This is a genomic window from Arthrobacter sp. T2-23 (assembly GCF_055398325.1).
The window spans coordinates 2,539,956-2,562,567 of record NZ_AP027917.1 but is presented as its reverse complement, the minus strand read 5'-3'; the positions used below and the strand labels follow the sequence as shown (position 1 = coordinate 2,562,567).

24 protein-coding genes and 1 tRNA gene are annotated in these 22,612 nt (G+C 69.1%); 9 read left to right on the top strand and 16 right to left on the bottom strand.

Going from position 1 to position 22,612, the window contains the following annotated elements:
• Positions 1 to 67: 67 nt before the first annotated feature.
• A tRNA-Pro gene (locus ACZ5Z0_RS11905) sits at positions 68 to 144 on the top strand.
• A 162-nt stretch (positions 145 to 306) separates the two neighbouring features.
• On the opposite strand, the gene ACZ5Z0_RS11900 is transcribed toward ACZ5Z0_RS11905, so the two are convergent.
• Positions 307 to 525 carry a hypothetical protein gene (locus tag ACZ5Z0_RS11900; RefSeq protein ID WP_138768328.1) on the bottom strand — a complete coding sequence of 73 codons (219 nt, stop codon included), beginning with the start codon at positions 523 to 525 and terminating at the stop codon, positions 307 to 309.
• Between the two features lie 130 nt (positions 526 to 655).
• Between ACZ5Z0_RS11900 and ACZ5Z0_RS11895 the strand changes: the two genes are divergently transcribed.
• On the top strand, positions 656 to 1,918 hold the full coding sequence (locus ACZ5Z0_RS11895; RefSeq protein ID WP_464108611.1) for a helix-turn-helix domain-containing protein: 1,263 nt from the start codon (positions 656 to 658) through the stop codon (positions 1,916 to 1,918).
• 84 nt (positions 1,919 to 2,002) lie between these two features.
• Here ACZ5Z0_RS11895 and ACZ5Z0_RS11890 read toward each other — a convergent pair whose 3' ends face one another.
• Both ACZ5Z0_RS11890 and purD read right to left on the bottom strand, forming a co-directional pair.
• Entirely contained in the window at positions 2,003 to 2,950 is a 948-nt protein-coding gene (locus ACZ5Z0_RS11890) for a phosphoribosylaminoimidazolesuccinocarboxamide synthase (protein WP_464108610.1), read from the bottom strand.
• 2 nt (positions 2,951 to 2,952) lie between these two features.
• Positions 2,953 to 4,266 carry a phosphoribosylamine--glycine ligase gene (gene purD / locus ACZ5Z0_RS11885; RefSeq protein WP_464108609.1) on the bottom strand — a complete coding sequence of 438 codons (1,314 nt, stop codon included), beginning with the start codon at positions 4,264 to 4,266 and terminating at the stop codon, positions 2,953 to 2,955.
• A gap of 499 nt (positions 4,267 to 4,765) precedes the next feature.
• On the opposite strand from purD, the gene ACZ5Z0_RS11880 reads away from it, so the two are divergent.
• The 3 genes from ACZ5Z0_RS11880 to ACZ5Z0_RS11870 are packed head-to-tail and all read left to right on the top strand — an operon-like array spanning position 4,766 to position 7,817.
• A complete protein-coding gene (locus ACZ5Z0_RS11880) occupies positions 4,766 to 6,346 on the top strand; it encodes a molybdopterin-dependent oxidoreductase (protein WP_464110777.1) in 1,581 nt (526 codons plus the stop codon).
• Positions 6,347 to 6,382: 36 nt separating this feature from the next.
• On the top strand, positions 6,383 to 7,399 hold the full coding sequence (locus tag ACZ5Z0_RS11875) for an asparaginase (protein WP_464108608.1): 1,017 nt from the start codon (positions 6,383 to 6,385) through the stop codon (positions 7,397 to 7,399).
• Between the two features lie 4 nt (positions 7,400 to 7,403).
• On the top strand, positions 7,404 to 7,817 hold the full coding sequence (locus tag ACZ5Z0_RS11870) for a sterol carrier family protein (protein ID WP_464108607.1): 414 nt from the start codon (positions 7,404 to 7,406) through the stop codon (positions 7,815 to 7,817).
• Positions 7,818 to 7,851: 34 nt separating this feature from the next.
• Here the strand turns inward: ACZ5Z0_RS11870 and ACZ5Z0_RS11865 are convergent, their stop codons facing one another.
• The 4 genes from ACZ5Z0_RS11865 to ACZ5Z0_RS11850 all read right to left on the bottom strand — a co-directional run bounded on the left by ACZ5Z0_RS11865 (position 7,852) and on the right by ACZ5Z0_RS11850 (position 11,705).
• Positions 7,852 to 8,613, bottom strand: coding sequence for an SDR family oxidoreductase (locus ACZ5Z0_RS11865; RefSeq protein WP_464108606.1), 762 nt, complete (start codon positions 8,611 to 8,613; stop codon positions 7,852 to 7,854).
• A gap of 221 nt (positions 8,614 to 8,834) precedes the next feature.
• On the bottom strand, positions 8,835 to 9,533 hold the full coding sequence (locus ACZ5Z0_RS11860) for an HAD family hydrolase (protein WP_464108605.1): 699 nt from the start codon (positions 9,531 to 9,533) through the stop codon (positions 8,835 to 8,837).
• Positions 9,520 to 9,822, bottom strand: coding sequence for a YegP family protein (locus ACZ5Z0_RS11855; RefSeq protein ID WP_464108604.1), 303 nt, complete (start codon positions 9,820 to 9,822; stop codon positions 9,520 to 9,522). Before ACZ5Z0_RS11855 ends, ACZ5Z0_RS11860 begins: the two co-directional genes overlap by 14 nt.
• Positions 9,823 to 9,941: 119 nt before the next feature.
• Positions 9,942 to 11,705 carry a glycoside hydrolase family 15 protein gene (locus ACZ5Z0_RS11850; RefSeq protein ID WP_464108603.1) on the bottom strand — a complete coding sequence of 588 codons (1,764 nt, stop codon included), beginning with the start codon at positions 11,703 to 11,705 and terminating at the stop codon, positions 9,942 to 9,944.
• A gap of 89 nt (positions 11,706 to 11,794) precedes the next feature.
• Here ACZ5Z0_RS11850 and ACZ5Z0_RS11845 point away from each other — a divergent pair, with 89 nt between their 5' ends.
• Positions 11,795 to 12,550, top strand: a complete 756-nt coding sequence (locus ACZ5Z0_RS11845; protein ID WP_464108602.1) for a DUF72 domain-containing protein — start codon at positions 11,795 to 11,797, stop codon at positions 12,548 to 12,550.
• Positions 12,551 to 12,600: 50 nt separating this feature from the next.
• The gene (locus ACZ5Z0_RS11840) at positions 12,601 to 13,695 is read left to right on the top strand and encodes an App1 family protein (RefSeq protein ID WP_464108601.1); all 1,095 of its coding nucleotides are present in this window, start codon (positions 12,601 to 12,603) and stop codon (positions 13,693 to 13,695) included.
• On the opposite strand, the gene ACZ5Z0_RS11835 is transcribed toward ACZ5Z0_RS11840, so the two are convergent.
• From ACZ5Z0_RS11835 to ACZ5Z0_RS11820, 4 genes are all read right to left on the bottom strand, one after another.
• Positions 13,692 to 15,278 carry a glycoside hydrolase family 1 protein gene (locus tag ACZ5Z0_RS11835; RefSeq protein ID WP_464108600.1) on the bottom strand — a complete coding sequence of 529 codons (1,587 nt, stop codon included), beginning with the start codon at positions 15,276 to 15,278 and terminating at the stop codon, positions 13,692 to 13,694. The genes ACZ5Z0_RS11840 and ACZ5Z0_RS11835 overlap by 4 nt on opposite strands.
• 115 nt (positions 15,279 to 15,393) lie before the next feature.
• The gene (locus ACZ5Z0_RS11830) at positions 15,394 to 15,783 is read right to left on the bottom strand and encodes a hypothetical protein (protein ID WP_138768306.1); all 390 of its coding nucleotides are present in this window, start codon (positions 15,781 to 15,783) and stop codon (positions 15,394 to 15,396) included.
• A gap of 64 nt (positions 15,784 to 15,847) precedes the next feature.
• Entirely contained in the window at positions 15,848 to 16,204 is a 357-nt protein-coding gene (locus ACZ5Z0_RS11825) for a J domain-containing protein (protein ID WP_464108599.1), read from the bottom strand.
• A gap of 72 nt (positions 16,205 to 16,276) precedes the next feature.
• Positions 16,277 to 16,702: an Hsp20/alpha crystallin family protein gene (locus tag ACZ5Z0_RS11820; protein ID WP_464110776.1), complete on the bottom strand. Its 426-nt coding sequence runs from the start codon at positions 16,700 to 16,702 to the stop codon at positions 16,277 to 16,279.
• Positions 16,703 to 16,851: 149 nt separating this feature from the next.
• Here ACZ5Z0_RS11820 and ACZ5Z0_RS11815 point away from each other — a divergent pair, with 149 nt between their 5' ends.
• A complete protein-coding gene (locus tag ACZ5Z0_RS11815) occupies positions 16,852 to 17,142 on the top strand; it encodes a MerR family transcriptional regulator (protein ID WP_464110775.1) in 291 nt (96 codons plus the stop codon).
• Between the two features lie 48 nt (positions 17,143 to 17,190).
• On the opposite strand, the gene ACZ5Z0_RS11810 is transcribed toward ACZ5Z0_RS11815, so the two are convergent.
• Positions 17,191 to 17,973, bottom strand: coding sequence for a phosphatase PAP2 family protein (locus ACZ5Z0_RS11810; RefSeq protein ID WP_464108598.1), 783 nt, complete (start codon positions 17,971 to 17,973; stop codon positions 17,191 to 17,193).
• Positions 17,974 to 18,183: 210 nt separating this feature from the next.
• Between ACZ5Z0_RS11810 and ACZ5Z0_RS11805 the strand changes: the two genes are divergently transcribed.
• Entirely contained in the window at positions 18,184 to 18,393 is a 210-nt protein-coding gene (locus ACZ5Z0_RS11805; RefSeq protein WP_464108597.1) for a hypothetical protein, read from the top strand.
• A gap of 126 nt (positions 18,394 to 18,519) precedes the next feature.
• Here ACZ5Z0_RS11805 and manD read toward each other — a convergent pair whose 3' ends face one another.
• From manD to dgoD, 4 genes are read right to left on the bottom strand one after another with little or no spacing between them, the layout of a single operon-like run.
• Positions 18,520 to 19,749 (bottom strand): D-mannonate dehydratase ManD, encoded by a 1,230-nt coding sequence (gene manD / locus ACZ5Z0_RS11800; protein ID WP_464108596.1) that lies wholly within the window; start codon positions 19,747 to 19,749, stop codon positions 18,520 to 18,522.
• A 58-nt stretch (positions 19,750 to 19,807) separates the two neighbouring features.
• Positions 19,808 to 20,782 (bottom strand): sugar kinase, encoded by a 975-nt coding sequence (locus ACZ5Z0_RS11795; RefSeq protein ID WP_464108595.1) that lies wholly within the window; start codon positions 20,780 to 20,782, stop codon positions 19,808 to 19,810.
• On the bottom strand, positions 20,779 to 21,453 hold the full coding sequence (locus ACZ5Z0_RS11790; RefSeq protein ID WP_464108594.1) for a bifunctional 4-hydroxy-2-oxoglutarate aldolase/2-dehydro-3-deoxy-phosphogluconate aldolase: 675 nt from the start codon (positions 21,451 to 21,453) through the stop codon (positions 20,779 to 20,781). Before ACZ5Z0_RS11790 ends, ACZ5Z0_RS11795 begins: the two co-directional genes overlap by 4 nt.
• 5 nt (positions 21,454 to 21,458) lie before the next feature.
• Positions 21,459 to 22,607 (bottom strand): galactonate dehydratase, encoded by a 1,149-nt coding sequence (gene dgoD, locus ACZ5Z0_RS11785; protein WP_464108593.1) that lies wholly within the window; start codon positions 22,605 to 22,607, stop codon positions 21,459 to 21,461.
• Positions 22,608 to 22,612 lie beyond the last annotated feature (5 nt).

Genomic DNA, 22,612 nt, shown 5'->3' with positions numbered 1-22,612 from the left:
CGGCCCCGAATTCGCATCCGGGGCCCGAATCGGATACTCTTGTGAAGTTGCTTTTGAAGTAACGGATCGGGATGTGGCGCAGCTTGGTAGCGCGCGTCGTTCGGGACGACGAGGTCGCAGGTTCAAATCCTGTCATCCCGACCAGTCAAATGAGGGCCTTCCATTCGGAAGGCCCTCTTTTGTGTTTGCGGGCGGTCACCCGGCCGCCCGGGCACCCGCCGCCGGAGCAGCGGATCGCGGTTCCGGGCAAGAAACAGCCCCGGGACACCTTTCGGTGCCACCGGGGCCCGTTCGCTGAGCGTTTGGTTACATCGGGTCGGGCCAGTTGCCGACGTTCGTGGAGTAGGTCATCGGGTCGGGCCAGTTGCCCACGGCCGTGGCCGTGCGCATGGGGTCGGGCCAGTTGCCAACGGCGGTGATGTTGGTGGTATCGGCGATGGAACCTGCGGACAGAACGGCCGGAGCCGCTGCGGAGAAAGCCAGGGCGCCCGCGAGAACCGCGCCGGCTGCAATCTTCTTCAACATAGAGTTCCTCAATTTTGAGTCGGAGTCGTTACCAAGTCAGCACTGCCCTTGTTGACATACATTGTAAAATGTTTTCCACAGAGAGTGTCAAGCATTTAGTACATGAAGTGTCCGGAATGAGGTGGTATCCGTGGGGAACGGATTCGGGGAGAAACTCCGCGCGGAACGGCTGGAGCGTGGGCTCACGCAGGCGGAACTGGGGAAGGATCTCTACTCGCCCAGCTACATCTCGCTGCTCGAAACCGGCCGCCGGGAACCAACCGCGGATGTCATCGAGGAGCTCGCCCGGCGGCTTGAGCTGGCCCCCAAGGCCCTCGAAGCGTGGAGCCAGCCGGTTTCCGTCAGCGACGCCGAATACGTGCTGGCCGGACTGTACGCCCGCCAGGCCTGGGACCTCCGGGACTACCCGCTGGCCGCGGTGCATGCGGCGGCCGCCGCCCAAATCGCCCTCGAGGCGAAAAACACCAGCGCCTGGTGGAACATGACCTATATGCAGGCCGAATGCATGATCAAGCAGGGCATGTGGGCCGACTGCAAGGCGATCGTGCAGCGCCTGCTGGACCATCCGATGGCCGCCGAGTCCGCCGGCCTTGGAGTCCGTGCCCGGCAGATGCTCGCCGCGGCCGCGCAGGGCCAGGGCCAGCTGACCACAGCGGTGGAGCAAGCCCAGGAAGCCGTGCGGCTCTGCTCCCAGCTGCCCAAGGGCTCCACCCTCATCATCGGTGCGCTGCGCGCGCTGATCGGCGCCTTGGCCGAGAGCGGGCGGCTGGACGAAGCCTGGAAGTACTGCCAGGACATGAACGAGCAGATGGACGAGCAGTCCATGTCCCAGCTGGCCGGCGAAGTGGCCTGGGTGGTCGGAAACGTCGCGTTCATGCGGCATGACTACGCCGAGGGCATCAAGTACCACGAGAAGGCCGCCAAGCTGCTCTCCCCCGCGAACGACATTGACCTTTGGGCCCGGTTCAACAAGGCCTCCGCCGCGGTGCGCCTCTCGTCCGGGATCGTGGAACCGGAAACCCTGTCCTCCATCGAGCGCGCGGAACTGGCCCTCTCGATCGTGGGCGGCAACAAGACGGACCACCTGGAGGTTGCCTTTATCCGGGCGCGCTGGCTCTACCTCACGGGCGACATCGTGGGCGCCGTGCAGAAGCTGCGCGAGATCCACGCCGAGCGGGACGTGCTGGCCAAACACACCGCGGGCGAAGTCTCGCTCCTGCTGGGCAAGGCGCTCAAGGCCGCCGGCGAGTCCGAGGAGGCCCTCGTGTACCTGGAGGAAGCGCAGAAGGAATTCAGCGCGGCCGGCGCCTCGGACCGGGTCCAGCAGGCCATGGACGCCGTGCTGGAAATCCGGCTGGCCCAGCGCCGCGCCGCGGCAGCCGCCGGCACCTGACCGCAAGCGTGAGTACGCGCTGAGCCCGGGCAGCCGTTATCCGGCTGCCCGGGCCCGTCATCCGGCTGCCCCGGTTCCGGCGCCTCAGGCGAAGGGCCGCCCGGTGAGCAACTCGAAGGCCTCCACGTAGCGGCTGCGGGTGCGGGCGACGACGTCGGCAGGCAGCGCTGGCGGCGGCGTGTCGGAGGCCTTGTCCCAGCCGGATTCCGCGGACGTCAGCCAGTCGCGGACGTACTGCTTGTCGTAGGACGGCTGCGCCTGCCCCGGCTCGTAGGTGGCGGCGTCCCAGAACCGCGAGGAGTCCGGGGTCAGGACCTCGTCACCGAGGGTGATGACGCCGGTCGCGGTGTCGATGCCGAACTCCACCTTGGTGTCAGCCAGGATGATGCCGCGGCTCCGGGCGATCTCCTCGGCCTTGGTGTAGATCTCCAGGGTCAGTTCTCGGAGCCGGCCGGCGATGTCCTCGCCCACCAGCTCCACCACGTCCTCGTAGGTGATGTTCTCGTCGTGCTCCCCCACCTCGGCCTTGGCGGAGGGGGTGAAGATGGCGTCGGCGAGCCGGGACCCGTCCACGAGGCCGGGCGGCAGCGGGATGCTGCAGACACTGCCGGATTCCTTGTATTCGGCCAGCCCGGACCCGGTCAGGTAGCCGCGGGCGATGCATTCCACCGGGAACATCTCGAGCTTCTTGCAGATCATGGCGCGGCCCTCGACAGCGGTGGGGACGCCGCCGTCGACCGTTGATGCGAGCACGTGGTGCTCCACGCCGAGCTGCTCGAACCACCACAGGCTCAGCTGGGTGAGGATGCGGCCCTTGTCCGGGATCTCGCTGGCGAGGACGTGGTCGAAAGCGCTGATGCGGTCACTGGCCACCACCAGGACGCACTCGTGGCCGAAGCGTTCCGTGATGGAGGAGTCGGCCGGAATGTAGAGGTCGCGGACCTTTCCGGAGTAGACGTGCGTCCAGCCGGGCAGGTCCAGCGTCTCGGTGTCCAGGCCGCCCGCGGGCAGGGAGGATTCAGTCGCGTTCATGATCAAGCCTTCGCTTTCGCCGCAGCTGCGGCCGCGCCGGGGGCCGTCACCTTGATTTCGCCGCGGGCGGCCTTGCCGCCGATGTCGGTACGGAACTGTCCGCCGTCGAGCTGGACCAGTTCGACGCCGTCGTAGGCACGCTCACGGGCCTCCACGAGGTCGGTTCCGAGGGCCACCACGGCGAGGACGCGGCCGCCCGCGGAGACGACTTTGCCCTCGTCGTCGAGTTTGGTGCCGGCATGGATGACGTGCACGCCCTCGATCGCCTCGACCTTCTTCAGGCCGCGGATCCGGTCCCCCGTCCGGGGCGTGCCGGGATAGTTTTCGGCGGCGACGACGACGGCGACGGCCGACTCCTTGGACCAGCGCAGCGGCTGGACCTTGTCCAGCTCGCCCTTGGCGGCGGCCATCAGCAGGCCGCCGAGCGGCGTCTTGAGCCGGGCCAGGACGGCCTGGGTCTCCGGATCGCCGAAACGCACGTTGAATTCGATCACGCGGGTGCCGCGGGACGTCAGGGCGAGACCGACGAAGAGCACGCCGACGAACGGGGTGCCGCGGTGCGCCATCTGGTTGACGGTGGGCTGCGCAACCCGGTCGATGACCTCCTGGACCAGGCCCTCGGGGGCCCAGTCCAGCGGGGTGTAGGCGCCCATGCCGCCGGTGTTGGGGCCCTCGTCGTTGTCGAAGATGCGCTTGAAATCCTGCGCCGGGGACAGCGCCACGGTGGTGCTGCCGTCGCACAAGACGAAGACGGAGACCTCGGGGCCGTCGAGGAACTCCTCGATCACCACGGTGCCACCGGCGTCGAAGCAGCTCTGCGCGTGGGCCAGCGCCTCGTCCCGGTCGCGGGTGACGACCACGCCCTTGCCGGCGGCGAGCCCGTCATCCTTGACGACGTACGGCGCGCCGAAGGTGTCCAGCGCGTCGGCGGCTTCAGCGGCGTTGGATGCCACCCGGGCCATCGCGGTGGGCACGCCGGCCTCGGCCATGACCTCTTTCGCGAAGGCCTTTGAGGCCTCAAGCTGGGCGGCGGCCTTGCTGGGCCCGAAGACCGGGATTCCGGCGTCGCGGACGGCATCTGACACGCCTGCGGCGAGCGGGGCTTCGGGTCCCACCACCACGAGGTCTACGGCGAGCCTCGTGGCCAGGGCGGCGACGGCGTCGGGGTCGTTCGCGTCGATGGCGTGGGTGGGGACCAGTTTGCCAATGCCGGCGTTGCCAGGGGCCGCGTGGACCTCGGAAACATTCGGGTCAGCGAGCAGGGATCGGACAATGGCGTGTTCGCGGCCGCCGGGGCCGATGACAAGTACTTTCACAGTTCCCAAGGGTACGTGGTGGACCCTGCAGGCTCCTAAGCTGTGACCGCCGGCCGGAGTTGGCCTGTCTTCGGCCCGTGGACCCCGGGTTCCGACGGACATGCCCATCCTTCGGGCCCGGTCCCACCGGACATGCCCAGCCCACGCCGCAGCCACTGGACATAGTGCGTATAAGTCCATTCCTCATGCCCACGGATGGACATGCCCGTCCCTGCGAAGCCGCCCGATCTTCACGACATGCCCTCCCAGGCCCAGGTTCCACAGGACATGCCCAGCCCACGCCGCAGCCACTGGACATAGTGCGTATATGTCCACTCCTCTCGCCCAGGGATGGGCATGTCCGCCGCAATGCACCGCACGATCCGCCGGACATCCCCACTCCCCGACCCGCCCGATCGCCCGGGCGGTCAATCCGCGGGCCGCGCCGCTCCGAACACCCTGTATGACGACGCCCAGCACCCCGAAGCCCGGCACCACCCCCCAGGGCACGAACCAGCGCATGCACCAGCGCAGGAAGCGCCTGCTGTCAGGGCCCGTAGCCCTCGCAGCGCTGGCCGGGGTGGTCTCGGCCGCCGTCGTGCTGGCCGTCGCGGAACTGCTCGGCGCCTTCTTTACGGCCCGCGCGACGCCGCTGATTGCCCTCGGCTCCACCTTCATCGACTTCACCCCGCCGTGGATGAAGGACTTCGCCATCGCTACGTTCGGCACGAATGACAAGGCCGCCCTGTTCGCGGGCATGGGCCTGACCATCCTGCTGCTGGCGTGCGTGCTCGGTGTCGTGGCTTACCGCAGGTGGGCCCTCGGTGTGGCCGGGGTGCTCCTGATGGGGTCGGTGATCGTGGCCAGCGTGGTTACCCGGGCCAGCGTTAAGCCCCTCGATGCCATTCCTTCGCTGGTCGGCACGGTGGCCGGCCTCATTGTGCTCCGGCTCCTGATCACCAGGCTGTGGCTGATGCGGGAATGGCCTGAGGTGGCTTCGGACCGCGGCGCAAAGGAACCGGAACGACCCGCCACCAGCCGCCGCGCCTTCTTCACCGCCACCGGCATCACCGCAGTGGCGGCCGCCGCCGCTGCCACCGGGGGACGGCTCCTGAGCGCCGCCCGCAGCAATGTGGCGCAGGCCCGTGAGGCCCTCAAGCTGCCCGCTCCGGCCAGGCCAGCCGCCGCCGTGCCCGCCGGCGTCCAGTCCAAGGCACCCGGTGTCACCCCCTGGCTGACCCCGAACAAGGATTTCTACCGGATCGACACCGCCCTCAGCGTGCCGGAAATCAACGTCCAGGACTGGGAACTGCGGATCCACGGCATGGTCGAACAAGAGGTGCGGCTCAGCTTCCAGGACCTGCTGGACGCCCAGCTGATCGAATCCCACGTCTCGCTGACCTGCGTCTCCAACCCGGTGGGCGGGAACCTGGCCGGCAACGCCAAATGGCTGGGCATGCCCATCCGTGACGCGCTCAAGAGGGCCCGGCCGAAGGAGGGTGCCGACATGGTGCTCTCCACCTCCGTCGACGGCTTCAGCGCCTCCACGCCGCTGGAGGTCCTGCAGGATGACCGGGACGCGATGCTGGCGATCGGCATGAACGGCGAGGCCCTTCCACTGGAGCACGGCTACCCGGTCCGGATGGTGGTCCCCGGGCTGTATGGCTTCGTCTCGGCCACCAAATGGGTGGTCGATCTCGAGGTGACGCGGTTCGCGGACAACAAGGCATACTGGACCCAGCGCGGCTGGTCCGAGCGCGGCCCGATCAAGACCATGGCCCGAGTGGAGGTCCCCAAGTCCTTCGCCAAGGTCGCCGCCGGGAAGGTCGCGATCGGCGGCACGGCCTGGGCGCAGACCCGCGGTATCACGAAGGTGGAGGTCCAGATCGACAATGGCCCGTGGACGGAGGCGGTGCTGTCGGCCGAGGCCTCCGTGGTGACCTGGCGGCAGTGGTCCTTCGACTGGGAAGCCACCCCGGGCCCGCATTACATCAAAGCGCGCGCCACCGACGGCACCGGCGAGGTTCAGACGGACAAGCGGGCCGATCCCGTACCCGACGGCGCCTCCGGCTGGCAGTCCGTGATGGTCACCGTGGAGTAACCGGGCCGGGCCCGCATCGCACCATAGAATTGCAGCATGCCTTCGAACCCGCATGCCACCTTCACTGTTGAGTCCGCCGTCGAACTGGCAGTCATAGAACGCAGCGGTTTCATCGAGTCCCGGCACATCGGCTCCGCCGTCGTGCTGTCCGCGGACGGCAACGTCGTCACCGAACTCGGGGACATCACCACCCCGATCTACGCGCGCTCCACGCTCAAGCCGCTGCAGGCCCTGGCGTCCATGCAGTCCGGTGTGGCGCTGCGCGGCGCGCAGGTGGCGATCGCGTGCGGAAGCCACGTCGGCTCCCTCGACCACATGGACGTGGTCGAAGGCATGCTGAAGGCCGCCGGCGTCAAAGAATCCCAGCTCCAATGCCCGGCCGCGTGGCCCGAGGACGAGACGGCCCGGACCTGGCTGGTCCAGACGGAACGCGGGAAGTCCCGGCTGGCCTTCAACTGTTCGGGAAAGCACGCCGCTTTCCTCTGGGCCTGCACGGAAAACGGCTGGGATACGCACAGCTACCTCGAACCGAACCACCCCCTGCAGCAGCGGATCCGCTCCGTAATCGAGGAGTACTGCGGCGAGCGCATTGCCCACCTCGGCATCGACGGCTGCGGCGCTCCGGTGGCGGCCGTCTCCCTCACCGGCCTCGCCCGGGCCTACTCGCGTCTGGCCAAGGCGCCCGGGGACAACAATTCCAACGCCCGCGCCGCCACGATCGCCACATCCATGCTGGACTACCCTTGGGCCGTGCAGGGCCGGGGGCAGGCGAACACGATTGTCATGGACGAGCTGGGAATCATCGCCAAGATCGGCGCCGAGGGGGTGCTGGTGATGGCCACCCCGCAGGGCGTGTCGGTGGCGATCAAGGTCCTCGACGGCAGCATCCGCGCCACAACCCTGGTGGGCCTGACCCTGCTGGCGGCCGCGGGCGCCGTCGAGGTTCCGGAAGTCTCCAGCGTGCTGGAAAAGGTGGTGGACCCGGTCCTGGGCGGTGGCCGGCAGGTCGGCAAGATCCGCCTCGGCCACGCCGTCTCGGCGCTGCTGGACTAGGCCCGTGGCAGTGCAACGGCGCCGGATCCCGGTGGACGAAGGCCGCGCCGCCCTGGCCGCGTGGCGCGACGCCCAGGCGCCAGCGTCAGAAGTGCCAGCGTCAGAAGTGCCAGCGTCAGAGGCGCCGGCCGTCTCGCGCAACACGCTCGCGACGGCGGTGCGCTACACCCTCGAGGAAGTCACCGCCCGTGCGCCCGGGAACTCGGTGGAGGTCCGGGTGCCGCCGTTCGGCGTCACCCAGTGCGTCGAGGGCCCGCGGCACACCCGCGGCACTCCCCCGAACGTCATCGAGTGCGACGCCGCCACCTGGCTGGCGATGGTGACCGGCCGACTGGACTGGGCGGACGCGGTCGACGCCGGCACGGTGGCCGCTTCCGGGCTGCGGGGCGACCTGTCCGGGCTGCTGCCGCTTTTTTAGCGGGTGGGGCCGGCAGCCTGCCGGCGGCAGGGCCTCAGCCGCGGCCGATGAACGGCATCCCGGCCGCGGTAATTACGATCGACCCCACGCTCGCGGACGCGGGCATGCCGGCCATCAGCAGCACGGCGCGGGCGGCGTCCTCGACCGGGAACGTCGGCTCCACCCGGCGGCTTCCGTCGGCCTGGAGCGCGCCGTCGCCAACACCGATCTCATCCATCAGGTCCGTGGCGGTGTTGCCGATGTCGATCTGGCCGCAGCTGATGCCGAAGCCGCGGCCATCAAGATCGATGCTCTTGGTCAGCCCGGTCATCGCATGCTTGGTGACCGTGTAGGCAACGGTCCGTGGCCGGGGCGAATGTGCCGCGATGGAACCGTTGTTGATGATCCGGCCGCCCTGCGGCGACTGCGCCTTCATGGCCCGGACGGCGGCGGCGGCGCAGAGCAGGGATCCGGTCAGGTTCACCGCCACCGTGGCGTCCCAGTCGGCGACGCTGATCTCGTCCACGGCCGCGGCGGGGCCGAACACGCCCGCGTTATTGAACAGCACGTCCACCCGCCCCCACTGTTCGAGCACCACGGCGAAGAGCCGTTCGACGTCGTCGGGCCGGGTAACGTCGCAGGGAACGGCGAGCGCCTGTGCGTGGCCGGCCCCGGATTCCAGCAGCGGCGCCTCCCGGCGGCCGGCGAGCACCACCCGGTAGCCTTCGGCGAGCATAAGCCGCGCCACCGCCCGCCCGATTCCGGAGCCGGCTCCGGTGACGACGGCGACCCGGCCGAGGTGATGCTGGCGTGTCATGCGGGGCTCCCTGGGGTAGCGGGCTGGTGTCCGGTCCCGGACAGCCTATGCCGAGATGGCCCTCGGCGGCACCGTCGGGCGCAAACATTGCCGCAAGCTGCCACACCACCGCACCGAGGACGTACAGGCGGCCGCCGCGGAACGGGCCTTCCTGAAGCTTTGGCAGAAGTTCCCGTCGTCGTGAGCCTGGGTGGCCGCGCTCCGGGATGCCGGGTGAAACGTCAGCGGACGCGCGCGGCCAGCCTGCCGATGGCACTGCCGGCCAGGTTGTCCAGCAACGCCCGCGGGCTCTCGTGGACCTCGACGGCGCCCGCTTCGCGGAGCTCGGCTTCGCTGGTGCCGCCGCAGGTGAGTCCGATGGCCGGAATGCCCAAGGCGCCGGCAGCGTAGATGTCCCAGACGGCGTCGCCCACGTAGACCGCATTCTCGGCGGCCACCCCCACGGCCTCAAGCGCAGCGGCGAGGATGTCCGGCGCGGGCTTGCTTTCCTTCGCGTCGGCGGAGCTGGTGGCGGCGTGGATGTAGGCGTCGGCGTCGATGGTGGCGCGGAGAATCTCCAGGTCGCGGTCTCGTGCCGAGGAGGCGAGGGCGACGGCGAGGCCGGAGTCGAAACATTGCGCCAGCAGGTCCCGGGCGCCGTCGAGCCGCCGGAGCGACGGCCAGAAGGTGGAGAACACGGCGGCATGGGAGGTCATGATGTCGGCGTCGCCGTCGGGATCGCGGTCTTCCGGCAGCAGGTGGTCAAGGATTCTGTCCCCGCCCATTCCCACCGAGCGGTGGATGCTTGCCATCGGGACGTCATAGCCGGCCTGCCGGAACGCCTGCCACCACGCGAGGGTGTGGATGTAGGAAGAGTCGACCAGCGTCCCGTCGACGTCGAAGAGGACCGCCCCGGTGCGGGCAGGGTCAGTGGTGGGCACGGGTGCGCTTCGTTGCCGCCAGGGTGCCTCCAGAGAGCGAGGAGCCGCGGCCTGCGCCGCCGCCGGTCCGCCGCTTCGCCAGGGACGCCATCACAGCGGACTGGCTGTCGCCGCTGCGGTCCCTGATGAGGCCGGTTCCGGCGATCTCCCGGGCCTGGGCGATGCCCGCCACGGCTGCCCGCTTCGTGGGGAACGTGACGGAGACGGCCATGAGGTCGCCCGCAGCGTCCAACATCCGAATCCGGTAACCGCCGTCGGGCGCATCCACGAGCTCGAAATAGCCAGCCATTGCATACTCCTTCAATCCTGCACCCCTTGCGGGGATATTAGTAAGTATACTTATCTAAGCTCTGGAGAAAAGTCGGGTTTCGAGGCGGATCGACGGCGGGCGGTGCGGCGGGCTGGTGTTCAGTGGCCGCCCGCCTGCAACTGGAGTGCGCTGCGTACCAGGGCGAAGTGGCTGAAGGCCTGCGGCGTGTTCCCGAGTTGCCGCGCTTCTTGGACGTCCCATTCCTCGCTCAACAGCCCGACGTCGTTGCGCAGCGCCAGCAGCCGCTCGAACAGTTCCGTGGCTTCCCGGCGGCGGCCGGCACCGATCAGCGCGTCCACGAGCCAGAAGGAGCACGCAAGGAACACGCCCTCGCCGCCCGGTACCCCGTCGTCGCTCTGCTCCGTCCGGTAGCGCAGCAGGAAGCCGTCATGGGTGAGTTCCCGCTGCACCGCATCGATGGTCCCGACCACCCGTGGATCGTCCGGCGGCAGGAAGCCCACCCGCGCGATCAGCAGCAGGCTGGCGTCCAGCTCCGGCCGGCCGTAGGACTGCACGAAGGTGTTGCGCTCGGCGTCGAATCCGTGGGCCATCACGTCGGCGTGGATGGTGTCGCGGAGGGTCTCCCAGCGGTCCGCGGGGCCGGGGAGGCCGAAATCCCGGACTCCCTTGACCATCCGGTCCGCCGCCACCCAGGCCATCACCTTGGAGTGGGTGAAGTGGCGGCGCGGTCCGCGCATTTCCCAGAGGCCGTTGTCCGGCCGGTCCCAGGCTGTCTCCAGATGCTCCATCAGGGCGATTTGGACGTCCCAGGAATCGTCGCCGTCCCGCAGCAGCGCGGTGCGGGTCAGGGCGAGGCAGTCCAGCACCTCGCCCCAGACGTCCAACTGCAGTTGTCCGGCCGCGCCGTTGCCGATCCGCACCGGTTTCGACCCCTCGTAGCCGGCCAGCCAGTCCAGCGTCATTTCGGGCAGCCGGCGCTCGCCATGCAGCCCGTACATGATTTGCAGATCCGCGGGATCTCCGGCCACTGCCCGCAGCAGCCAGTTCCGCCAGGCCCCTGCCTCCTCGGAGTAGCCCGAGGAGAGCAGGGCTTCCAGCGTCAGGGTCGCGTCACGAAGCCAGCAGTAGCGGTAGTCCCAGTTGCGTTCCCCGCCGAGTTCCTCGGGCAGCGACGTGGTCACGGCGGCCACGATCCCGCCGGTGGGGGCAAATGTCAGCGCCTTGAGCGTGATCAGCGAGCGCAGCACGGCATCGCGGTGCGGGCCGGTGACCCTGCACTTGGCCGACCACTCCTGCCAGAACGATTCGGTGGCCGCGAGGACGCCTTCCGGGTCCACCCTGCGCGGTCGTCCCAGGTGACTGGGGGCCCAGGTCAGCACAAAGGGAATCCGTTGCCCGGCCTTGACGGTGAAGTCGCTGGCTGTCTGCATGTGCTCGCCGCGGAGCGGCGCCTCGGTCACGAGGTACGCGGCGTCGGGGCCGGCCACGGCGTGGATCCCGTGCTCGTCGTGACGGACCCAGGGGACGATATGGCCGTAGTCGAACCGCAGGGCCAGTTCGCCCCGCATCCGGACCGTCCCGCGGATTCCCACCACGATCCGCACGATGTCCGCCGCGCCGTCGCGGGGAGACATGAAGTCGATGACCTTGACCTTGCCGTCCTCGGTTTCCCATTCGGTTTCGAGGATGAGGGTGTTCTTGCGGTAGCGACGCCTGGTGCATTCGCCGCCGGCGGCCGGTGCGAGCAACCAGCGGCCGGCCTTGGGGCTGTCCAGCAGTGCATTGAAGCAGGCCGGCGAATCGAACCGGGGCAGGCAGAGCCAGTCGATGGAGCCTTCCGTGCTGATCAGTGCGGCGGTATGCAGGTCGCCGACCATTGCGTAATCCTCGATGCGTGCCATGGGTCTTACAGTGCCACATGGCATCACCGCCAACGAGGATTCCGGCGGCAGGGATGGGCCCGGCCGTGCCGGCGGGCTAGGATCCCAGCATGCCGGAACAGGGAATGGGCCGCGGAGCGGCGAACATCGGAACCAGCGGCTGGAGCTACGACCACTGGGAGAACGTGCTGTACCCGCCGGGGCTGCCGGCCCGGGACCGGCTGGCCCGCTACGCGTCCCGGTTCACCACCGTGGAACTGAACGCGAGTTTCTACCGCTGGCCCCGGGAGTCATCCTTTGCCGGCTGGCAGCGCCGCTTGCCCGAGGGGTTCACCATGTCCGTCAAGGCGCCGCGGGGGCTGACGCACGGGAAAAAACTGTACGGTCCGGAGGCCTGGGTGGAGCGGATCACCCGGTGCTGGCACGAGCTCGGCGACAAGCGCGCCGTGCTGCTGGTGCAATTGCCGCCCGATTTCGCCCGCGACGACGCCCGGCTGGACTACTTCCTGGCGGCGCTGCCGGGGTGGATCCGCGTGAGCGTGGAGTTCCGCCACCGCAGCTGGGACCACCCGGAGGTGTACGCGCTGCTGGAGCGGCACGGGGCCGCCTACTGCGTGATGAGCGGGGCGCAGCTTCCCTGCATCCTGCGGGCCACCGCCGCCTTCGTCTACGTGCGGCTGCACGGCCCGGACCGGGACCACCTCTACGCCGGGTCCTACTCCGAGCAGGAGCTGGGCTGGTGGGCCGACCGGATCCGCGAATGGCAGGCGTCCGGCCGGGACGTCTACGCGTACTTCAACAACGACGGCCGGGGCAACGCGGTGCGCAACGCCACCCGGCTCCGCGAGCTGCTGGCAAACGGCTGATCCGCCGACGTAATCTCCGGCCGCTGTGCCTGCTGTGGGAGAGTGGACGTATGGAAATGGCGTCGCAGGGACCACCGCAAAAGGACTCGGACTGCCCGGCCCCGAACAATCGGGTCCAGGGCAGCCAGGCATTCCGACTGGCCCACCGGGTCTCGGACACCGTGAACCATCTCCGCCTCAAAGCCGCCAGGCGCTGGAAGTTCGCCCCGCAAACGGTCGCCTATCAGGGCTACGGTTCCACCGAGTGGGTCCGGATCCTGGGCCGCGTGGTGCTCACCAGCAAGCCGACGCCCGGCAGCCGGGCGGAGGAGGCGGCGCAGAACGGCAACCAGAATGTCCGTGGCTGGCGCGCCTTTACCTCCGTCCCGATCCAGTTCGTCGAGGTGGACATCGAGATCGGCGGCACGACCATCCGGGTGAACGCCGACCGCGGCGGCATCGTGGACACCGTGGTCCCGGTTCAGCTCACGCCCGGCTGGCACACCGCCGTCCTGCGCGCCGAGGGGACCGAGCCTGCGGAGGCGAAGATCTACGTCATTTCTCCGGACACCACGCTGGGCATCGTCTCCGACATTGACGACACGATCATGGTCACGGCACTCCCCCGGCCGTTCCTGGCGCTGTGGAACACCTTCGTGCTCAACGAACGGGCCCGGATGGCGACCCCGGGCATGGCTGTCCTGATGGACCGGCTGCTGGTGGAACACCCCGAGGCACCGGTGATCTACCTGTCCACCGGGCCGTGGAACGCCGCCCCGACCCTGGCCCGCTTCATCACCCGCAACATGTACCCCTCCGGGACCCTGCTGCTGACGGACTGGGGACTCACCCACGACCGCTGGTTCCGCAGCGGCCAGGACCACAAGCGCCGGAACCTGGAGCTGCTGGCCAAGGAGTTCCCCAACATGCGCTGGCTCCTCTTCGGAGACAACGGCCAGCACGACGAGTCCATCTATTCGCAGTTCGCCCAGGCCCACGCCGACCAGGTGGCCGCGATCGGCATCCGCCAGCTCTCCACCGGCGAAGCGGTGCTGGCCGGCGGCCACTCCGAAAACGGTGACCACACCGGCTCGACGGTCCCCTGGGTCTATTCGCCCGACGGCGCCGGGATGGCCAAGCGCCTGCGGGAGCTGGAGCTCCTCTAGCCCCCGGCCGCGGTTCCGGCTTCCGCCGCGGGGGCTTCGGCGTCGGGCGTTGCTGCGTCCGGTATTGCTGCGTCCGGTATTGCTGTGTCCGGCGTTGCGGCGTTGGGTAGTGCGGCGTCCGCCGCCCCGACGCCGGCCGCGTCGCGGTTCCGGGCCGCCATGAGCTCCCGAATCCAGTAGTAGGAGGCCTTCGGCGTCCGGGCCATGGTGTCCCGGTCCACATGGATCAGGCCGAACTGTTGTTTGTAGCCGGCGGACCATTCGAAGTTGTCCAGCAGCGACCACACGTAGTAGCCGCGCAGTTCGATCGACTCGGCGGCGCCCCCGGGCGACGTCGCCTCGATAGCGGCCCCGATGTGCTCGGCGAGGTACCGCACGCGGCGCTCATCCGGGACGATCAGCCGGCCCTCGGCGTCGTGGATCTCCAGGTCCTCGAAGCTGGCGCCGCCCTCGGTGATATAGACCGGCGGCAGTTCCGGGTAGCGCTCGGCCATTTCCGCGAGCGCCACGGCCATGTAGTCAGGCTTGATGGGCCAGCCGTAGGCGGTGATTTCGGTGTCGGGGAAGCTCTGGATGTGGAAGGGCGTTCCGGATCCGCCGCCGTTGAGGTCGTTGCCCATGGCCTCGGCCATGCCCTTCGGCACGGTGCCCTCGCCGGGTCCGGCGGCAACCCGGGTGGGCATGTAGTAGTTCAGCCCGTAGAAGTCCAGGGGCTGGGAGATCAGCTCCATGTCCTCGCTGGACGGGCTGAACGAGGAGAAGAACGTGGCGGCCCTGATGGCATCCGGGTACTTGCCCAGCAGCACCGGATCCGCGTACAGGCGGTTCTGGGCCATGTCCATCAGCCCGGCGCTGACCTTGTCCAACGGGTTGATGGAGGCCGGGACCATCGGCGAGTAGACGTTGGTCAGGCCGATTTCGCCGGGTACCTTGGCCTCCCGCAGCGCCTGCATCGCCAGCCCGTGGCCCAGCAGCTGGTGGTGGACGCTCGGGAGCGCCTTGAGCATGTGGGCTTCGCCCGGGGAATGCACGCCCAGCATGTAGCCGTTGGCGCTCACCGTGGCCGGTTCGTTGATGGTCACCCAGCGGGCCACCCGGTCGCCGTAGGCCGCGGCTGCAATGGCGGCGAATTCCCCCAGCCGGTAGGCGGTGTCCCGGTTCATCCAGCCGCCGGCCTCGTCCAGCTCCAGCGGCGTGTCCCAGTGGTACAGGGTAGCCATCGGGGAGATCCCGTTGGCCAGCAGCAGGTCGATCAGGCGGTCGTAGAAGTCCAGCCCCTTGGGATTCACCGGACCGCTGCCGCCGGGCTGGATACGGGGCCAGGACAGTGAGAACCGGTACGAATCGATGCCCAGTTCCTTCATCAGCGCCACGTCCTCGGGCATCCGGTGGTAGTGGTCGCAGGCCATGGAGGGGCTGTGGTCTTCGACGATGGTGCCGGGCCTGGCCGCAAAGGCGTCCCACCCCGAGGGGCCCCGCCCGTCCTCGTCCAGCGCCCCCTCGATCTGGAACGCGGCGGTCGCCACCCCCATGGTGAAACCGGAAGGCAGCAGGGCAGCCAGATCGTGGGCGGAAGCGTTCATTGGCGGATCCCCTATGCAGTTGCGCTGGTGGTTGATTGATTTTAGGCCCCGGCAGGGGCCCGCGCCACAACCGGCGCGTCGGGGTGGCCCCGGGTCGCTTTGTACCGGGCTTCGCTCAGTACGTTGAACCCTCCGGGCCCAGGAGGAACTCCTTGGCATGCGCCACGGCCTTCTTGAAGGCGTCATTCCGCAGGCTCACCAGTTGCTCCGCCTCGTCCGCCGCGGGCTCGAGGTAGCCGGTGAAGCCCGGCCGGAGTACCCAGATGTCCCCGGCCGGGGGCAGGTAAAACACACCGAAGGAGCGCTGCTGGCTGTCCTCGGCGGACCAGATCGGCACCACGGCCAGCGCAGCGCCGGTGTCCACGTTGATCCACTGCGCACGCGGGAGTGGCAACTCGTGGGCCTCGGGGTCAAGGAACGGCGCTGTCCCCTCGCCCCACCGTTCCTCGAACCGTTCGTGGAACGCCGGCATCAGGTGCGAATCGTAACGCCGCCATGCGCTCATGGCAGTACTCCTTCCCGTGGACTTCCTTGGCTGGTGCGGCGCCACCGCGCTGCCGGCGCCGCGGTCATTCAGGACCCCGTTCCCACCGCACCGGGCTCACCCGCAGGACGGGTTCCCGCTCCCGGTGGCGGCGGACCGGGATGTCGCGGCCTCCCGCCCCGGCGGGCGCGGCGTCCCCGGTGCGGGCAGCGGGGTCATACTCCGCCCGCGACCTCGGGTCCCTGAGGACGGCGAACGATTCCAGGATGAGCCGGACTTCGTCCCCGCCGTCGGGCGCGGTGCGGGACACGACGGGAGCGGACGCCTCCCGGTCCGGGTGCCGGAGCCGCATCAGTGCCCGGAAGGAACGCTGGATCTCAGCTTGCGTGGCGTCCGGCGCGACGTGCAGGGCGGCGTAGAAACCACGCGGGTCACGGTTCATGATTCCACCCCCTCCGTCGGGGATCCTTCGCGGATCCCCGCTCGCGCCGGCCGCCCACACCGGCCGGCGCGGCTACTTCGCGATCTCTTGCGGCTTGTCCTGGCTGTGCGTGATTTCGATCTTCCGGGGCTTGGCCTTCTCCGCCACCGGGATACGGAGGGTCAGGACGCCGTCGGCGTAGTTGGCCTTGACGTTGTCCAGGTCGAGGGTGTCGCCCAGGATCAGCTGGCGGCTAAACACACCGCGGGGCCGCTCCGAGGCCAGCAGCTCGACATTGGGCTGCGTCGGGTCGCGCCTTTCGGCCTTGACCGTCAGGACGTTGCGCTCGATATCGAGGTCCACCGAGTCAACGTTGACGCCGGGAAGATCGAACGCGACGACGAACTCGCCGTCCTCCTGCCATGCATCCATCGGCATGGTGGCCGGCCGGGCCGTCGTTCCGAAAACCTGCTGCGTCAGCCGGTCCAGTTCACGGAACGGGTCCGTACGCATCAACATCATTTACCACTCCTTCATCACAGTGAGTCCTGAATTCTTGTTGACTATCCAGCCCCCAATTATCTGTGGTGGTGGATATAGATTTTTTATAGCACCAGTGCGAGACTACTGCAAGAGGAAATTTTGTGACGAATGAAGGGGGTGGCGCCATGGCTGACCGCGGGGCAGACGTCGGGGTCTACGCGATCTCGGTGGTGGCGCAGCTGGTCGGGACCGGGCAGCAGAACATCCGGCTGTACGAACGGAAGGGGCTGCTGAGGCCGGACCGGACGGCGGGCGGCACCCGGCAGTACAGCGACACGGATCTGGTGGTGCTGCGGCGGATCGGCGAACTCCTGGAGGAGGGCCTGAACCTGGCCGGGGTGGCCAAGGTGCTGGAGCTGGAGGCGGCCAATGCCATCCTCCGGGCGGAGCTGGAGCGGCGTAAGCCGAGGCGTTAAACGACGAGGGGCGCGCTGACCGGCAGGCGCCCCTCATTCCGTTGTTGCCTAGTCCGCGCCGGTCTCATGCTTGGAGAGTTCGCCGGTGACCTGCTCCCCGGGGATCCGGGCCGTTCGCCAGGTGTCCAGCATGATCACCGCGCCCAGGATCACGAAGGAGATCGACAGGGAGGCGAGGGCGTCGGTGGTCCAGTGGTAACCGAGGTAGAGCCGGCTCACGGCGGCGAAGAAGATCCCGATGCCGGCCACCACGAAGCCCACCACGGCAGCCTTCGGGTTTTTGCGGCGCGAGAAGACCAGGAATGTCGTGACCAGGAGGAAGTCGCACGCGCCCAGGACGTGGCCGGAGGGGAACGAGAAGGTGGAGTCCGCCCCGAAGAGCATGAGATCCACCGGCGGCCGGTGCCGCTCAACCGTCCGGCCGATGAGCTGGGCCAGGATGACGCCGGTCAGCATGGCGCCGGCGAGGACGACCGGCCGCCACGCATGCTTGGCCAGCAGCCCCCAGGCCACGGTGACTACCAGGATGATGATCGGCAGCCCGATCGGGCCGAAGACGATGGCCAGGATGATCATGATGGTCGTGGTGGGCTCCCCGCGCAGCGTCACGAGCCAGGATCGCACCGGCTCGTCGACGACGCTGATGCCACCGTGCTGCAGGACACTGACCAGGATGAAGGTGAACAACACGGCACCGAAGACCATGAGTCCGACGGCGGTCCGGTAGAGGTTCCTGCGTGCCTCCACGTCCATGTAGCGCTCTTCGACCACGAACTTGTCGTGGAAGCCCCGCCACCAGCCGGATGATTTCCTTGATTGGTCTTGAGCCATTGCCCGCATCCGCCTCTGCACGTGTGTTGTTATTTTCTTCCGTGAAGATTATCGCGGTTCCGGTTGCGCTGTTCACTTCAGCCATGCCTGCCGCCGGATCGACACGCCCACAAGGCCGCCCGCGTGGTGAGTTGACTCACGTTTAAATCAGACGTTACTCTCGCTTCAGCCCTTGGCCACCAAGGCGACCACCTTCAGGAAGACTGTGCGATGACGACAGCAAGCGAGTGCATTGAAATCCAGATCGACAGCCCCCGGCTGCTTGACGAACGGCTCAACGACGCGGTCCTGGGGCTGCAGCGGCTCGCCATGCTGACGGGCACCCACGGCATCCTGCTGACGCGCGTCAAGCCGGGCCACTACACGGCAGCGCTCTCCGACCAGGTTCCCTTCGGAATGACCCGGGAACTCGTCCACTAGGGCGGATGCACCGCGGGACCGGGCCGCCAGGCTCCGGGCCCGAACAAGCCAGGTCCCGGGCGGCTGAGCATCGACTCGCCGCCCGGGACCTTCTTTGTTTAGCGGCCGCGCACCTGCCGTGGCCCATCACCAGTCATGGACCGTGCCGTCGACGAGGCGGTTGTAGGGCAGGTAGGCCTGCTGGTACGGGTAGGCCGCGGCGGCCTCCTCGTTGAATTCGACGCCGATGCCGGGCTTGTCCCCCGGGTGCAGGTAGCCGTCCACGAAGGTCATGGACTGCTCGAAGACCTCGTTGGTCTTGTCCGAGTGCTGCATGTATTCCTGGATGCCGTAGTTGTGGATGGCCAGGCCCACGTGCAGCTGCGCGGCGAAGCCGACCGGGGAGATGTCCGTGGGGCCGTGGAAGCCGGACTTGATCTGGTATTGGGCGGCGAAGTCCATCACCTTCTTCAGCGGCGAGATCCCGCCGAAGTGCGTGGAGGCGGCCCGGACGTAGTCGATCAGCTGTTCCTTGATGATGCTCTGGTAGTCGTACACGGTGTTGAAGATTTCACCGATCGCCAGCGGGGTGGTGGTGTGCTGCCGGACCAGGCGCAGCGCCTCCTGGTTCTCTGCCGGCGTGCAGTCCTCCAGCCAGAACAGGTCGTACGGCTCCAGCGCCTTGCCCAGCTTCGCGGCCTGGATCGGGGTCATCCGGTGGTGCCCGTCGTGCAGCAGCGGCAGCTCGGGACCGAACTCGTTCCGGACCGCCTCAAACACCGAGGGCAGGTGCCGCAGGTAGGCGCGGGTGTCCCAGTCCTCCTCCTGCGGGAACGCGCCGCGACCGGCCGGTTCATAGTCGTACCGCTCCCCGGAGGCCTGCGCCTGGGCCGCGACGCCGTAGACGGCCTTGATGCCGGGCACGGCGGTCTGGATCCGGATGGACTTGTACCCGAGTTCCAGGTGTTCCCGGACCGAGTCGAACAGCGATTCCAGGTCCGAGCCCGAGGCATGCCCGTAGGCGCGCAGCCCGTTCCGGGACGCGCCGCCGAGGAGTTGGTACACCGGCATCCCGGCCAGCTTGCCCTTGATGTCCCACAGGGCCATGTCGACGGCGGCGATCGCGGCCATCGTGACCGGACCCCGGCGCCAGTACGCGGAGCGGTAGAGGAACTGCCAGGTGTCTTCGATCCGGTGCGGGTCCTTGCCGATCAGCAGCTGCGCCACATGTTCCTTCAGGTACGCGGCGACGGCCAGCTCACGGCCGTTCAGGGTGGCGTCGCCGATTCCGGTGACGCCGTCCTCGGTGGTGATCCGCAACGTGACGAAGTTGCGGGACGGGCTGGTGACGAAGACTTCGGCGGCAATGATTTTCACGGCGGGTCCAGGCTTTCGGTATCGATCGGGATGGGGGTCCGGGGCGGGTTGGGGGTCTTTAGCGCTGGGTGCTGCCGTCCGGCGCGGCGCCCAGCAGCGCCAGTTCCGCGGCGCTGGGCAGGCCCTCGCAGTCACCCGCGGTGCTGACGGCGAAGGCGCCGGCGAGGGTGCCGCGCCGCAGGCGTTCGGCGATGTCGCCGCCGTCGAGCAGGGCCGAAAGGTAGCCCGCGGTGAAGGCGTCCCCGGCCCCGACGGTGTCGATGCTGGTCACCGGGACGGCTGGGGCTTCCCAGCGGCCGGCGGAGGTGTGCACCCCGGCGCCGGCAGCGCCGCGCTTGACCACGACCTCCTGCACGCCGCGGTCCAGGAGCTCGGCGGCCAGGGCCAGTTCGGACCCGTCCGGGTCCGTTCCGCCGGCTGCGCCGCCGCCGTCGGCAACCAGGCCGAGTTCGTCGTCGGAGGCCACCAGGACGCCGGCGTGCCGGGCGAGCGGGGTGAGGACGGCGCGGGCCTCGTCGCGGGACCACAGCTTGCTGCGGTAGTTGACGTCGAGGGACACCACCAGGCCCTCGGCCGCACCGCGTGCGGCCGCGTATTCGACGGCGCGCCGCGCGTCCGGGCTGAGGGCGGCGGTGATGCCGGTGAGGTGCAGGACCCGGGGGCCGGCGGCGAAGGCCCGGTCCACATCCTCGCGGCAGATCGTGGAGCCCGCGGACCCGGCGCGGTAGTAGTAGGCGCGGCTGATGTCCGCGGTGCGCCGCTCCAGGAACATCACTCCGGTGGCGCGGGCGGCGTCCACCCGGTGCTGCACCGCCAGGCCCTCGCTGCGCAGCTGCCGCAGGATGAACTCGCCGTGCGGGTCCGCGCCCACCACGCCGGCCCAGGCGACGCTGTGGCCCAGCCGGGCGACGCCGACGGCGACGTTGGACTCCGCCCCGGCCACGTGCATGGACAGGCTGCCGCCGGCGGACAGCGGCCCGCCCGACCGCAGCGAGACCATCGATTCGCCAAGCGTGAGCAGGTCAACCGTCATCGCGCCCGCTCCGCGGCTCCCGGCCGGCCGTAGCCGGCGGCGAGGCCGACGAACGCCCGGGCCCGCTCACGCATCGGGGCGAGGTCCCCGCCCGAGCCTGCGTCGCCGAACACCGGCCCGCCGAGTCCGACGGCGATCGCGCCGGCGTCCCAGTAGCCGGCGGCCTCGTCCAGCCCTACGCCGCCCACCGCGATGAACGGAATGCCGGGGAAGGGGTCGCGGAGCGCCTTGAGGTAGCCGGGGCCGCCGATCGAGGCGGGGAAGAGCTTCACCGCGGTGGCGCCGCGGTTCATGGCCTCGTAGGCCTCGCTGGGGGTCAGCGCACCGGCCAGGACGGGAATGCCGAGGCGTGCGGATTCCTGGATGGAGCTCGCCAGCGAGGGCGTCACCATGAACTGGCCGCCGGCCTCGGCCACCTCCGCCACATCCGCGGCGGTGAGGACGGTGCCGGCTCCGACGAAGCAGCCTGCGGGGGCCGCGGCGCGGACCGCGCGGATGGCGGCGAGCGCGTCCGGGGTGGTGAGGGCGATCTCGACGTAGCGGAAGCCTTCCGCCATGGCCGCGAGGGCAGCCTGGGCGGCGGCTCCGCCGTCGGTACCGCGCACGATCGCCACGAGGCGGGTCTCACGGATCCCGGCCAGCAGGGCCCCGGGGGTGGGCTCGGAGATCATCTCGTTCACCATTCCGCGAAAGCGCCGTCGGGGTGGCGCCAGACGGGGCCGCGCCAGGCATGGCCGCGCTTGTCCGCGGCCCGGACGACGGCCTCGTCAATCTCAATGCCCAGCCCCGGGCCGGTGAGGCGCTCGATGTGCCCGTCGACGAATTTCAGCGGGCTCTTGTCCACCACGTAGTCCAGGACTTCGGCGCCCTGGTTGTAGTGGATGCCGATGCTTTGTTCCTGGATCAGGAAGTTGGGCGTCGCGAAGCCCACCTGCAGGCAGGCGGCCAGCGCCAGCGGCCCCAGCGGGCAGTGCGGCGCCAGCTGGACCTCGTAGATTTCGGCCAGCGAGGCGATCTTGCGGACCTCGGTGATGCCGCCGGCGTGGGAGAGGTCCGGCTGGGCCACGGCGATCCCGGCCTGCAGCGCGGGCAGGAATTCCTGCCGGCTGTAGAGCCGCTCGCCGGTGGAGACCGGCGTCGTGGTGCTGGCGGTGAATTCCCGGAGCAGGTGCGTGTTTTCCGGGACCACGGGCTCCTCGAGGAAGAACGGCCGGTACGGCTCCAGCAGCGGCGCCACCCGGCGGGCGTTGGCCAGGCTGAAGCGGCCGTGGAAGTCGACGGCGACGTCGCGGTGGTCCCCGAGGACCTCGCGGGCGGCCGCGACCCGGCGGACGACGCCGTCGAGTTCCGCCACCGAGGCGATGGGGCTCATCCGGCCGCTGGCGTTCATCTTGACGGCGGTGAGCCCGACCTCCAGTTGCGCGCTGATCTGGTCGGCCACCTCGTTGGGCTCGTCCCCGCCCACCCAGCCGTACATCCGGATCCGGTCGCGGACGTGGCCGCCCAGGAGCTGGTGCACGGGAGTGTTGAAGTGCTTGCCCGCGATGTCCCAGAGGGCCTGGTCCAGGCCGGAGACGGCGCTGGCCAGGATGGGTCCGCCCCGGTAGAAGGAGCCCTTGGTCATGACCTGCCAGTGGTCCTCGATCCGGAGCGCGTCGTTGCCGATGAGCAGCTCGGAGAGCTGGTCCACGGCCGTGCGGACCGTTTCGCTGCGCCCCTCGCAGCTGGCCTCACCCCAGCCGACGATCCCGCTGTCGGTCTCGATCCGGACGAAGAGCCAGCGCGGCGCGACGAGGAACGTCTCAATCCTGCTGATGCGTGTCATATGCT